Source organism: Gilliamella sp. W8145 (assembly GCF_016101145.1).
GTDB lineage: Bacteria > Pseudomonadota > Gammaproteobacteria > Enterobacterales > Orbaceae > Gilliamella > Gilliamella apis_A.
Genome location: NZ_JACFRC010000001.1, coordinates 1 through 13,710 on the forward strand (window position 1 = coordinate 1; position 13,710 = coordinate 13,710).

The 13,710-nt window shown below is 34.3% G+C and carries 16 protein-coding genes and 1 riboswitch; of the genes, 5 read left to right on the top strand and 11 right to left on the bottom strand.

The features are described 5' to 3' along the window. The 5 genes from H3T80_RS00005 to H3T80_RS00025 all read left to right on the top strand — a co-directional run. The coding region (locus H3T80_RS00005) for a hypothetical protein (RefSeq protein WP_198199103.1) at nt 1–575 on the top strand (575 nt) is incomplete at its 5' end. 12 nt (nt 576–587) lie between these two features. After that, a complete protein-coding gene (locus H3T80_RS00010; protein ID WP_198199104.1) occupies nt 588–1,130 on the top strand; it encodes a hypothetical protein in 543 nt (180 codons plus the stop codon). A gap of 740 nt (nt 1,131–1,870) precedes the next feature. Then, the gene (locus H3T80_RS00015; RefSeq protein WP_198199105.1) at nt 1,871–2,128 is read left to right on the top strand and encodes a hypothetical protein; all 258 of its coding nucleotides are present in this window, start codon (nt 1,871–1,873) and stop codon (nt 2,126–2,128) included. A gap of 748 nt (nt 2,129–2,876) precedes the next feature. Continuing rightward, on the top strand, nt 2,877–3,128 hold the full coding sequence (locus tag H3T80_RS00020; protein ID WP_110448385.1) for a hypothetical protein: 252 nt from the start codon (nt 2,877–2,879) through the stop codon (nt 3,126–3,128). Nucleotides 3,129–3,446: 318 nt separating this feature from the next. Continuing rightward, nucleotides 3,447–3,650, top strand: a complete 204-nt coding sequence (locus H3T80_RS00025; RefSeq protein ID WP_198197801.1) for a heavy-metal-associated domain-containing protein — start codon at nt 3,447–3,449, stop codon at nt 3,648–3,650. Nucleotides 3,651–3,952: 302 nt separating this feature from the next. Here H3T80_RS00025 and H3T80_RS00030 read toward each other — a convergent pair whose 3' ends face one another. From H3T80_RS00030 to aroK, 11 genes are all read right to left on the bottom strand, one after another. After that, a complete protein-coding gene (locus H3T80_RS00030; protein ID WP_198199106.1) occupies nt 3,953–4,798 on the bottom strand; it encodes a hypothetical protein in 846 nt (281 codons plus the stop codon). Between the two features lie 206 nt (nt 4,799–5,004). Further along, nucleotides 5,005–5,799, bottom strand: a complete 795-nt coding sequence (thiD, locus tag H3T80_RS00035; protein WP_198199107.1) for a bifunctional hydroxymethylpyrimidine kinase/phosphomethylpyrimidine kinase — start codon at nt 5,797–5,799, stop codon at nt 5,005–5,007. A gap of 11 nt (nt 5,800–5,810) precedes the next feature. Continuing rightward, entirely contained in the window at nt 5,811–6,452 is a 642-nt protein-coding gene (thiE, locus tag H3T80_RS00040; protein ID WP_198199108.1) for a thiamine phosphate synthase, read from the bottom strand. 9 nt (nt 6,453–6,461) lie between these two features. Further along, nucleotides 6,462–7,241, bottom strand: a complete 780-nt coding sequence (thiM, locus tag H3T80_RS00045) for a hydroxyethylthiazole kinase (protein ID WP_370548241.1) — start codon at nt 7,239–7,241, stop codon at nt 6,462–6,464. Nucleotides 7,242–7,301: 60 nt separating this feature from the next. Beyond that, a riboswitch (TPP riboswitch) is annotated at nt 7,302–7,403 on the bottom strand. Between the two features lie 50 nt (nt 7,404–7,453). Next, a complete protein-coding gene (gene trkA, locus H3T80_RS00050; RefSeq protein WP_198199110.1) occupies nt 7,454–8,815 on the bottom strand; it encodes a Trk system potassium transporter TrkA in 1,362 nt (453 codons plus the stop codon). Between the two features lie 124 nt (nt 8,816–8,939). Continuing rightward, complete coding sequence (trpS, locus tag H3T80_RS00055; RefSeq protein ID WP_198199111.1) at nt 8,940–9,935, bottom strand: tryptophan--tRNA ligase; 996 nt, start codon at nt 9,933–9,935, stop codon at nt 8,940–8,942. Nucleotides 9,936–9,958: 23 nt separating this feature from the next. Continuing rightward, nucleotides 9,959–10,654: a phosphoglycolate phosphatase gene (locus H3T80_RS00060; RefSeq protein WP_198199112.1), complete on the bottom strand. Its 696-nt coding sequence runs from the start codon at nt 10,652–10,654 to the stop codon at nt 9,959–9,961. Continuing rightward, on the bottom strand, nt 10,647–11,324 hold the full coding sequence (rpe, locus tag H3T80_RS00065; RefSeq protein WP_110448379.1) for a ribulose-phosphate 3-epimerase: 678 nt from the start codon (nt 11,322–11,324) through the stop codon (nt 10,647–10,649). Before rpe ends, H3T80_RS00060 begins: the two co-directional genes overlap by 8 nt. 41 nt (nt 11,325–11,365) lie before the next feature. Beyond that, the gene (locus H3T80_RS00070; protein ID WP_110448378.1) at nt 11,366–12,187 is read right to left on the bottom strand and encodes a Dam family site-specific DNA-(adenine-N6)-methyltransferase; all 822 of its coding nucleotides are present in this window, start codon (nt 12,185–12,187) and stop codon (nt 11,366–11,368) included. A gap of 49 nt (nt 12,188–12,236) precedes the next feature. Further along, the gene (locus tag H3T80_RS00075) at nt 12,237–13,058 is read right to left on the bottom strand and encodes an SPOR domain-containing protein (protein ID WP_198199113.1); all 822 of its coding nucleotides are present in this window, start codon (nt 13,056–13,058) and stop codon (nt 12,237–12,239) included. A gap of 66 nt (nt 13,059–13,124) precedes the next feature. Next, nucleotides 13,125–13,646 carry a shikimate kinase AroK gene (aroK, locus tag H3T80_RS00080; protein WP_034901329.1) on the bottom strand — a complete coding sequence of 174 codons (522 nt, stop codon included), beginning with the start codon at nt 13,644–13,646 and terminating at the stop codon, nt 13,125–13,127. Nucleotides 13,647–13,710 lie beyond the last annotated feature (64 nt).

Below are 13,710 nucleotides of genomic sequence, written 5' to 3' on the forward strand. Positions count from 1 at the left end.
CTACTGGTTATAGCAAACAAGGCGATAATATAGTTGGACCTAGAGGTGGCGTTTATACAAATACAGGTCAAGTTGATGCTGCGGGAAATCCAATTTATAAAAACAATGGCTCATATTATATTTTTGAAAAAAATGAGAAAATAAATGTCCCATCACCAGGAAATACCGGAACAACGACTAATGGTCGTCCAACTCCAGTGGATTCAGAAAGAGATGTTGGTAAAACGTTAACGCCTGATTTTAATGCTCAGGAAAGCTATCTGAATGGTCAAAAGGTAAAATGGGGAACAGACGGGAGTGTAAGGCCAGATTTTTGTAACGGGACTACTTGTTCAATAGAAGTAAAAAATTATGATATACAAAATAATATAAATGGTTTGATTGATAATGTTTCCAAACAAGCCATTGAGAGAAAAAAACATCTACCATCAGGAGTACAACAATTAGTTGTAATAGATATTCGCGGTCAAAAAATAACTGCCGCACAAAAAAATAAAATAAGGGGTGGTATTGAAAGCAAATCAAATGGAATAATTAAGCTAGAACAAATTCGATTTTTAACAGATGAACTTTGAGGTAAATAAATTATGTCACTAAAAAACGGTTTTATAGGTGGAGGATCAATATTTAATTTAGGTACAGACAGTGATATGCAGCTATTTTTTGACTGTATTTCATATTATGTTCTACCTAAATATCCTGACCAAAATTGGTCACTGATTACTGACCGCTTATATCGTCGTTATTTAAAATTAGAAGAGTTAGATGCTGCCGTAGCATTAATGAAATTGGTAGAAAAAGAGTTTAAACAGTTGGATAGAGAAGCATTTGATTGGAGTAAAATATTATCAGGTCAAGTTAAAAGTGATTTAGATAGAGCTAAATCAACTTTATTTGAAATTTTTGGTAAATATTTTGAAGCATTTTATGAGTGTATTGAATGTGCTATAGTAAGTTATGAAGCGTTCAAATCGCGTCCTGATTATAACTACGAACCTGTAATGGTAGCAATTACTACCATCCCTTATTGTGTAAGCTACAGTCAGATCCCTTTATCTGTTTTCGATAATTTACAACCTGATGAAAAACCAATTTGGTGGACAGGTAAAATTCCTAAAACCACAACTTAGTTACTTTTTAACTTACCTCTAATCCCCTTTACCTAAAAATTTTAAGGAAAGGGGGGATAGATATTATTACTGATTTTAATTTCACATTAATGTTGTTTTATTGAGTTCGTTTAGTATGTCCAAATCCTGATGTCTAAAATTATCTTCAGCGACTTATTATTGCTTTATTAATAGCCCACGGATATTCAAATATCAATAAGACGGCATACACTCCTCAATTATTTTTACAAAAAATCTCAATAAACTAAATCAGAATTAGCGGAAGGAGATAAGTTTTAGCTCCAGCTCTATTTGAGCCGAAGCTAAAGTAGTAGGAAGTAATGCCATTCCAGCAAGTACAACAGTGAAACTGACTTAAACCAGCTACAGCAATTGGAGCAGTTGATCCATTAAAGTTACTGTATCAAATGGGGTTGTTCCTGCTAAGATAGCCCCTTAATTACAAGCCTATGCTGAAATTAGGGGGATTAGGTATTAAGATTTAATGTGGGAATAGATTAGGTCGTTGTGCAGAGTTTAGATCTGCTAATGAGTTGTTATTAAACAATCCTAATCTTATTTATTACTGATTTTTATAAAAAGGAAAAGATAATCAAATAAGTAATATAAATAAAACATTAAAAGATATTATAAATTGATATATATCAACTTTATTCATGGATCTTCCTGTATTTTGTTGTTAACATGGTTTCATATCTTTTTTTATGTGATGTTGTCGCGTAGTCAATATGATGAATTTAATGATAAAAAAATATTTATTTGCTTGGGGGGCCATTATCATACCCTCGTTTGTTGCGTTAGCTGAACCACCAACAACGCAACAACTTATCCATCCAAGAAATCGTGATAAAGCTCTTCAATATTCATCAATACTTTCATCGCCTGACATACATCTATTACCTACTACTTATGAAACTAGAGATATTCATTTCTCATCGGTTTTTTTCTATTTGAGTATTAATCAGATGCAATTATTAGAGCGAGATAAATTACCTTAGTTTATTCTTATCAATAAACAGTCTCGTCAAGCCGAGCACTGTTGTTTAGATGCATAAGGTTTCAATTTATTGATGACTAAAATGCATGACCGATTGATTAGCTACGGAGATATCAATACTGACGTAGTAGCAACAGAGCAAAAATTAGCATCAACAAAACTGAAACTATTATTTATGTAAACATAAGAACCAGAGGCATATAAAAGTGAAAATAGTAGTAGATCTAGTGTAACTATAGTTTGCGATATAGATGATATTGCTACAACTATTGCTCGCAGTAAAAATGAGAGTGAAAAATAGCTATAAAGATATTAGGAACTATGATGAATATAGAAATATCAGTAGGTTATGGTGATAAACCTGTTTCTAGTTATAATTTGGATTAAAAAGGCAATAGATATTTAACCTAATAAGAGTTAATCAAAATGTTAAAAGCGTAGCTACAGGAGAAGGAATATCAGATGGTTATGTTTATATGTGGAGTAAGGAGTTTTACTCACGGTAAAAGATAATTTGTGTCACAGTAATTTGTACTGTTAGGTAGTGGGTGGATATGTACATTCATTACAATTCAATAAAAAGATCTTTTACCAGCATAATTAGTTGGTAACAAAAGAGATTCACAGTTAGGAACTGGAAAAAGAAATATAGCTGAATAAAACTAGCCTCATAGTATAGCGCTACACTCGAAAGCATTATTTCTACTTTTGTTGGAGATAGTGTACAAGATAATATTGAGAAAATAATCATGAAAAAAAATAAGAAATATTTAGTATTATTAAATTATTTAATCTTTTTACCTTTCATGGGATTTTTATTAATTATTATAATGCGCTTGCTCATCTCATTAATATTGTTGATTAAATATGATATAGCTTTTGAATTTGGTATTCATGATATATGTTTAGCTGGTAAAGCAGCTTGTATTTGGTTTCCTTTAGCATTAGGTGTTTGGTGTTATGAATGCTTCCATTACGGAATTAAAATTTTTGGCAAATAATATTATCCCAGTTTAACAACTGGGATTTTTTTATTATAACGAGTAATTAATACTATAACTTTTATTCCAATCATAATAATTAGCTGTATAACTGGATGATATGTTTAACTTAATCTTGGTAAGTCTATTAAAATTAGGTTAATTTATTTTTTAAGTAAGCTTGGTTTTAGTTTGTTTTGGCGTAATATAAGAATTAAATTTTATTTAATTAATGGCAATAGCTAGCAAATTTGTTTATTTAAAGAATAATTTGATTTTGCTATCTGTTGGTATTGATAGTTTACCGGTAAATGATTAAATAACCAAAAGGGGTTAATGATGAAATTAATAGTTGATAATATGAGTTGCCAACATTGTGTTAAAACCATTACTAAAGCAATTAATGATATTGATCCTAAAGCAAAAGTTACTGTTGATTTAGCTAAGCATGAAGTTGATATTGACGGAGGTACTATCTCGCAAGAAGCGGCAATTGCGGCAATTAATGAAGCGGGATTTGAGTTTGTCGGTATTGCTTATTAACAGTATTTAGCGTTATTAAATTTTAGACGATTATGATTATCGCCTAAAGCTTAGAGAGTATTTTTATCAAATCATCTATTAACAGTTTTTGTATACTTCATCGACTTGGATTGTTGATGAAGTATATCTGTGTGTCAATTTAATATATCCTTCACCTAAAAAACATTTGCGCCCTTTTCGTATCTATAACAAGTGAATTCAGGTTGATATTTATAGCTTATAAAAAAAAACTATTACCAAACATTTTAGTCTTAAATAGCTCATCAAAATATAGTGAGTTCACAGTTATATTTAAGCAGCAATTAATCAAAATCTTTATCAAGTTCATTTTCGTTAATACAGAAATTCATTTCTTTCTGAGAACATTGACGGGAAACTTTAGGATCTTTGCCCTCATAATTTCTAAAAAATTGGTATTCTTTATAAATACAGGTTGAATTTGTTAAAGTATAATTGCCATTTTTAGGTATAAACCGATAGGTTTCATTTAAAATAACTGCAGAATAGTTATTTACTTCGCAAATTTTTTTCCTTTTTGCTATTTTTTTGCTGGGATCAAAATCGATGTAACGACCATCTAAATTGAGATAAACAAACTCTTTTTTCTTCTCATCATAAGAATAGTACCGATAAATGATAGGTCCATCTTCCATATCATCAACGGCTCTGGCTATATAAAAATCATTATAATTACCATCAAAATTGTAGTCTATTTCTATGCCATTGTGATCAAAAAAATCTGGTGCAAAACGATAGCTATCATCTATATGGTTAACCGCACCTACTGAATATTCTCCTAAAAAGTCAAATCCTTGCAAATTATCTATAGTCTGAAATAATTGGTCATTTTTTTTACTATAAATATTTAAACCTGTTGGTTTCAATCCTTGACCTTTTTTATAGGAAAGTATCATTTTAAAATAAAAATCATCTGTCAATCTTTTTTGTAATAACTCTATATTGTTAATTTCTTCATTCTCAATAAGAATATCGAGATCACCGCCATCTTTAAAATTTAATTCAACATCATATTTATCAATGTTCGCCTTAAGAACATCTAAGTCAATTGCTAATACTAAACAAGGTAAAAACAAAACAACTGAGATAAGATATTTTATACAAATCATATTATAACCAACTAATTCCATTTAATATTTTTAATATTATTTTTTTAATCCTATTTATATCTTAAATTAATTCATATCAAAAATTAATTTAAAATGATTTAAAAATATATTATTTCTTATCAAATATAACTTATTGAGCAATTTTTCTAACCATATTTTTAATTACTATTTTGGATAACCATTTGTAGAAAAATAAATATTTAATTATTCAGTGTAAAAATTTGCAGTTACCACCATTGATAAAAATGGTGAGTAGGTCCAATTCCCTTACCAATTTTTAAACTATCTGCATGCTCAATAGCCCCTTGTAGGTAGTTTTTAGCATGTTTTATTGCATCTTCTAAATGATGTTTCGGTAATAAGGCTGCAATTGCCGCAGAGAGGGTACAACCTGTACCATGGGTATTTCTCGTTGCGATCCTTGGTGATGTCATTCTGATGACGTTGTTGTGAGTGATTAAATAATCAGGGCTTTCTTGACTTGGCAAATGTCCGCCTTTCATTAATACTGCCTGACAACCTAATTTAAGTAATTCATACCCCTGTTGTTGCATTTGCTCTTCGTTTTTTGCCTCACTACAATCAAGTAATGCAGCAGCTTCAGGTAGATTTGGGGTAATAATTGTGGCTAATGGTAATAATAGATCTCGAATAGCAGAAATGGCATCAGCTTTTAACAATGGATGTCCGCCTTTAGCAATCATTACGGTATCAAGCACAATATTGGCAATAGGATGATTGTTTAATAGCTGATGAACCGTAGTAACAATCTCTTTATTCATTAGCATGCCAATTTTAACACTATCAATGTAGATATCTTGATACAGCGTATTAAACTGTGCTTCAATAAATTGAGAGGGAATGGCATGTACACCATTAACGCTTTGCGTACTTTGTGCGGTTAATGCGGTGATTACTGACATACCATAAGCACCAAGTGCTGAAAATGCTTTTAAGTCAGCTTGAATACCTGCGCCACCACTAGGGTCACTGCCCGCTATTGTTAATGCAACTGTTGTCATGATTTGGTTTCCTATTTTGCTTGTTTTATTTTACTGATTAGGTCTGATGTCGCTTTGGCAAGATTAGCTTGTCCACATATTGCCGACACAACGGCAATACCTTCAATGCCAGTTTGGATTACTTCGGTTAAATTATTCACGCCGATACCACCGATCGCTACGGCAGGGCATTGTTTCGCTTTAGCCAGTTCTTTCAATTGAGCAATGCCAGTCGCAGCTGCGGCATCCTTTTTGGTTGCGGTTGGATAGATAGGCCCTATGCCAAGATAATCGACTAAATGCCACGGAACATTCTCTAGTTGTGATTGATTTGAAACTGAAAGTCCTAACCATTTGTCTCTGCCAATTAAGCGTCGAGTAACGTCGACCGGTAGATCGCTTTGTCCTATATGCACACCATCGGCATCAATGGCTAAAGCAATATCAACATGGTCATTGATAAATAGCGGAACTTGGGTACTGCTTAACACTTCTTTGAGCGCTTGTGCGGCGTCATACCAATTTTTACCAGAGTATTCTTGTTCTGAACGTAGTTGCACTGCGGTAACACCATTCTCAACGGCAATTTTGGTAGTAGTGACCATGCCATCTATACCGCCACATAATAACGGATCGAGGACTAAATAGAGAGTTAAATCAAGTTGCTTTTTCATCAAATATCCTTATTGGTAATTTTGCTTAAATAGGGAAAGTTGGTCAATTATTGCCATAGCAAAAGTGCCTAAACCTGATTGTTTGTTAGCGAGTTCACCAGCTTTTTTCATCATAAAACAAGCTGTTGCGGTAGCGGTTAAACGATCACTAGAGGTTGCAATAAATGCTGCTACCATCGCAGATAACGAACAGCCGGTACCGGTTACTTTAGTTAAAGCGATATCGCCACCGACAATGCTATAAATTTGTTCACCATCTGTGACATAGTCTATCTCACCTGTTATTGCGACAATGGTTTGATATTTTTGTGCTAATAGTATTGCTGCATTTAATGCAGAATCGGTAGAATCAAGTCCATCAGGCCCTTTCGATGATGATTGTTGACCACTCAATGCGAGAATTTCAGAGGCATTTCCTCGAATAACACTTGGTCTAAAAGTTATCAATTGTTTGGCAATTTCAGTGCGATATTTAAGTGCCGCACCAACCGCTACAGGATCCAGTACCCATGGTGTCTGTGTTTGTTCAGCTTTTGCTGCAGCTAACAACATACTATTTGCGCTGTGCTCATCAATGGTACCAATATTAATTAATAAACTACTGGCAATAGTTACAAAGTCTTCAACTTCTTGTTTAGCAACGACCATTGCTGGTGAAGCTCCAATGGCTAATAAGACATTAGCGGTAAAATTCTGTACGACATCATTGGTAATGCAATGGACTAACGGTCGTTGTTGTTTAACTTGCTCAATAAAGGGAATGGCATCATTATTTTGAAATAACTGAATGGTAGACATATTCTTTCCTTATTTATTATTGATATTAAGGGAAGAATGTGTCAAAACGGATAATTAAGACGAAGACTTCCCTACGCTGGTATGAGCCAGATCAGGTTCAACGGGTAAAATCTCAGTTTTTTGTAGTAACAAAAAACACCCCGAGTCAAAAAACAATTAATAAAAACAGTTTTATTATGTACTGAGTTTATATTTTATACAAGCTATTGTAATAATCTTTCGATATCGCTTATAGATCGTCTATCTGGTAAGAAAATGATTAAATGATCACCATCTTCGATCATTAAATCGGTATTAACAATAATCACATCTTCACCACGCACCACCGCACCAATAGTTGCCCCTGAAGGCAATTTTAGACTGTTAATATTTTTACCTACTAGTTTAGAATTTTCAGTATCACCACGAACAATCACTTCGACAATTTCTGATTCACCTTGCCGTAGTGAGACAACTTTTACCACGCCATTTTGTCTTACATGACTGAGTAATTCTGAAATAGTGGCATGTTGTGGTGAAATGGCAATATCAATCACACTATCGTTAATTAGTTCTAAGTAAGCTTGTCGTTGAATAAGTACGATGACTTTTTTTGCTCCCATCCTTTTGGCAAGCATTGATGACATAATATTCGATTCATCATCACTCGTCACTGCAACAAAAAGATCGGTAAGTTCGACTTGTTCTTGCGATAAGAGTTCTTGATCCGATGATTCACCATGTAATACGGTCGTATTAACTAACTGCTCGGCAATTAGTTCTGCTTTTTCGGCATTACGTTCAATCAATTTAACTTGATAATCGTTTTCTAATCGCTTAGCTAAAGCAACAGCAATGCCGCCACCACCACTAATGATTATTCGTTTATAAGGCTTTTCTAACCGTTGTAATTCACTGGTTACCGCTTTGATGTTAAGCGGTGGGGTAATAAAGTAAACCATATCCCCAGCTTCAATCAAGGTTGAACCGATCGGACGAATAAAACGATTTTTACGATAAATAGCCACCACCCGAGCTTCGACATGAGGTAAATGTTCTTTTAGCTCTGATAATTCACTACCCACCAATGCACCACCGTAGTAAGCTGTGACGGCAACTAAGCAGACTCGATTATCATAAAATGAGGCAAATTGTAGTGCGCCAGGATATTGCACTAGCTGGCTGATATGATTGGTGATTAGATTTTCTGGGGCAATAATATGGTCGATATTAATACAATCCTTATTAAAAAACGAGTATCTTTCATCATTATATTCAGGCGCTCGAATTCGTGCCACTTTTTGAGGAATCTTGAACATAACATGCCCAATTTGACAAGCCATCATATTGACTTCATCAGAATTGGTAACAGCGACTAACATGTCGGCAGATTCTGCACCAGCACTTTCTAATACTTGTGGATAAGATGATTTTCCACAAATAACTTGTAAATCAAAACGTTCTTGCAATGATTGCAATTTGTCATGATCTTCATCTACAACTGTCACATCGTTCTGTTTTTCAGTAACCAGATATTCGGCAAGAGCACTACCTGTTTGACCTGCACCAAGAATGATAATTTTCATAACTAACCTATGATAATCAAAAAGGCTTCAACGGCATTTATCATTAATAAAAACGATAATCCTTTTAGTCATTAAAGCCAATTGATATTGTTTAGCGTTAATTGCAATCTAGTTTTACGGTTAACTATACAAAACCAATTGCGTCATAAACTTTTTTCAACGTTGGCTCTGCTTTTGCACGAGCTTTTTGTGCACCTTCTTGCATAATTTTCAGAAGATAATTTTCATCATCACGATACTGATGATATTTCGCTTGTAAACCAGTTAACATATCAATAACTTGATTTGCGACCTCAGTTTTTAGATGGCCGTACATTTTACCTTCGAATTCTTTCTCAAGTTCAGCAATAGGTTTACCCGTAATACCGGTTAAGATATCTAACAGATTTGATACACCCGCTTTATTTTTTAAATCATAACGTACGACAGGTGGTTCATCAGAATCGGTCATTGCCCGTTTAATTTTCTTCTCGACATCTTTTGGATTTTCAAGTAACCCAATAACATTATTGCGATTTTCATCTGATTTAGACATTTTTTTGCTAGGATCTTGTAACGACATAACCCGTGCGCCAACTTTAGCAATAAATGGTTCAGGAACAGTGAAGATATCGCCATAAAGGGCATTAAAACGTATAGCAATATCGCGAGAAAGTTCAAGATGTTGTTTTTGATCATCACCAACAGGAACTAAATTAGCTTGATATAACAAAATATCGGCAGCCATTAACACTGGATAATCAAAAAGCCCGGCATTTATATTTTCTGAATGACGAGAAGATTTATCTTTAAATTGTGTCATACGACTAAGTTCACCAAAATAGGTATAACAGTTTAATGCCCAACCTAATTCAGCATGTGCAGGCACATGGGATTGCACAAAAATAGTACTTTTTTGTGGATCAATACCACAGGCTAGATAAAGTGCTAATGTATCAAGTGTTGCTTTACGTAACTTATTAGGATCTTGGCGTACCGTGATCGCATGTTGATTGACGATACAATAAACGCAATCATATTCATTTTGTAAAGACACCCAATTCTTTAAAGCACCTAAATAGTTGCCTAATGTTAGTTCTCCTGATGGCTGAGCGCCACTAAATACAATTGGTTTACTCATAATTTATTCCTAATTTTAACTTATTATTTTTTTGCATCAGCTTTTGGCTGAGGTAGTAGGGTTAATATATCTTGAAAATCATCAAATAAAAAATCGGGTTCACTTGTTGCAATTGATTCGCCATAATTATAACCATAACTTAACGCAACAGTAGGGCAATTAGCATTTTTGGCAGCGGTAATATCATTTTTCGAATCACCAACAAATAATAACTGATCATTGTATAATCCCAATGTTGCCATGACTTGATAAAGCGGAGCAGGGTGTGGTTTTAATTTAATTACATCACCACCGCCGAGTACTAATGAAAAATACTCTTTGATACCTAATGAGCTTAGTAATCCCGGTAAAAATTGTGCCGGTTTATTAGTTACAAGAGCTAAAGGGTAATGATTTTCATAAAGAGCTTTTAAGGTCTGTTTTACATAAGGAAACAGTGTTGTCTGCTCATCCATAACCTTATCATAATGCTGACTAAATATTTGTTTAGCTTCAGCAAAATATACTTTTGACGGATTAATATCAATAGCTTTGAAAACGCGTTCAAGCATCACATCAATACCATTACCTACCCAGTTTTTAACTTGTTCATTGGTAACTGTTGGTAAGTTTAGATCTGCCAACATTTTCTGGGTTGCTAAAGCAAGTCCAGGTACGCTATCTACTAATGTTCCATCTAAATCAAAAGCGATAGCTTGAATATCATCTAATTTAGCCATGTTTTACTCCTGCTAACTCTTTACGCATTGCATCAATTACCGTTTTATAGTCAGGTTGACCAAATATCGCTGAGCCAGCAACAAACATATCGGCTCCTGCCTTGGCAATTTCAGCTATATTATCTACTTTTACACCGCCATCAATTTCTAGGCGAATATTTTTACCTGAATCAATAATGCGTTGTTTAACTTGCTGCAACTTTTTAAGCGTTGCTGGGATGAATGATTGACCACCAAAACCTGGGTTAACACCCATCAATAAAATAATATCAACTTTATCCATCACATAGTCTAAATGGTCAAGTGGTGTTGCCGGATTAAGCACAATACCGGCACTGCAACCATGATCTTTAATTAATTGTAATGAACGATCTAGATGAATTGTCGCTTCAGGATGAATAGATATGTTTGTTGCTCCAGCTTTGGCAAAAGAGGTAATTAGCTCTTCAACTGGAGAAACCATTAAATGGACATCAATTGGTGCACTAATTCCATAGTCTCGCAATGCCTTACAAAACATACTACCCATTGTTAAATTGGGAACAAAATGATTATCCATCACATCGAAATGGACAACATCCGCTCCTGCATCTAATACTTTTTGGGTATCTTCACCAAGACGAGCGAAATCGGCGGATAGTATTGATGGTGCAATAATAAATTCATTCATAACATACCTCTACTCATAAACACCTTATACTTAAAAATAGCTTAGGATTTTTGGTACAAGGCCAATATTTCATCAATTTTTTTGCGTCCTTCGCCAGCGCAGCTAATTGAGCGCCGCATTTCTGCTCGGTAAAGATGGCGCGCTTTACTATATAACGTTCTGGTATAGTGAGTATCATGATTTGATACCAGAACTGGAATCTCTTTTTTATAGGCAATTTGCTCCGCTAATTGTGACAACCTTTGATGTTCATCAAACCCAAAATTATTAGAATAGTAGGCGGTAAAACCTGCTGTTTCATTAGGTGATAAATAAGGTGGATCACAATAAATAACTGAGTTACGTTTCGCCATTTTCATCGCTTTATGATAAGGCGTACAGACAAACTCAGCATTTTGTGCCTTTTTGGCAAAGAAATAGAGTTCCCTTTCCGGGAAATAAATAGTCTTGTAACGGCCAAATGGCACATTAAATAAACCACTATTATTATAACGACATAGGCCGTTGTAACAGTGACGATTTAAATAGACAAATAAAAGCGATCGCAAATATTGATCTTTGCTATAATTAAACACGTCACGTAGTTGATAAAATGCTTCAGCCTGATTATTTTGATCATTAAATAGTAATTTAAGATCATTAATGAACTGCTCCGGATTGGATTGTAATAACTTAAATAGTGCAATTAGATCATGATTGATATCAGCTAAAATATAACTTTTGAAGTTAGTATTTAAAAAAACGGAACCAGCGCCTACAAAGGGCTCAATGAGTTGTTCACCTTCCGGTAGATACCGTTTTATAGTGTCTACAAGCTCATATTTTCCTCCAGCCCACTTTAAAAAGGCTCGTCGCTTCTTCAACGGAAACTCCTATTTTGTCATTGGTAGGATATATGAACGATATCCTTTACTATTTTGCCGATTTTTCTTTATTAATCGTTGCGCCAGATTTAACCCAAGGTTTATCTTTTTTTAGTGCATCAGGTAAAGAGTTGATTGCTTTTTTAGCTTCAGCAGCAGAATCATACGTACCATTAACTAAAATAAACCATTTGGCATTATTTCTTTTAGTTTCATAAACTTGGTAATTGGTTAAATTATGTTTTTTTGCCAATTTTTTTAAACCTTCAAGCGAAGTTGATGCACTAAGTTGAATCGAAAACTGATTACTCTTTATTTTGTCAATTTTAGTCAGGTTATTATTTGCTTTAGATTCAACCTTGTTCGGCGAGGTTGGTCTATTATTCACATTATTATGCGATAAATTATTATCCTGATGAGTATTCTGGTCAATCTGTGACTCAGGTTTACTCTCTGGTAAAGGTTGACTGTTGGCTCCATTACCATTATTACCGGTCAATTCGCTACTGTTTTGTTGTTCATTAACATCGGTAATTGGTGCCGGCGCCATAGGCGCTGGTACCGTACTAGATGCTTGACCTTGAGTTGTATCTGTTGCAACGTCATTGGCTTGCGTTGTTATGGTTGGTTCAGGTTCTTGCATCGTCGAAACACCGCTAACTTCAGGTGGAGTTAGTGGGGTAGGTGTTTTGGGTTTTGACGAACGCAATAACATTGCGCTAATTAATAAGACAATAATAACAATAGTTAACCCCATAATTATCAATTTCTTTTTCGAATAATGCTGAAAAAAATTGGCAATACTAAATGAGGGCGTAGACGGCTTATTGGATTGTTCTGATATATAACGATCATCTTTATCTACACGCATATTAACTCCTTAACCTATTAATAGGTTTAATGCCTTATAACCAACCATGGTTTATCGATCAATTATTTAAATTTGTTCTATTTTATCAATGATATATCCAGCAACACCTTTAGCACTTTGCTCATCGGTTTTAATTGTGATGTCAGCAATTTCTTCATAAAGAGGATCTCGTTCCTGAGCTAATTCTTCATAAAGTTCGCGAGGGGTATTGCCACCTTGTAATAAAGGACGACGTTTATCTTTTTGTGTTCTTGCCATTTGTTTTTCAATTGTTGTTTCTAAATAAACGACAATACCGCGTGCTGATAAACGATTACGCGTCTCTTTCGATAGTACTGAACCACCACCGGTAGCAAGTACTACACCTTGTTTTTCAGTCAATTCATTAATGACTTTCTCTTCTCTGGCTCGGAATCCGTCTTCACCTTCTAAGTCAAAGATCCATGCAATATCAGCACCTGTACGTTTTTCAATCTCTTGATCAGAGTCAAAAAATTCCATGCCTAACTGTTGTGCAATTTGTCGGCCTATTGTGCTTTTTCCTGCCCCCATTGGGCCAATTAGAAAGATATTTCGCTTTTCTGCCATTGTAGTTTCATCATCTATTAATTTTGGTTAAAATTTACAACACAATATCAATTTGCAATGATTT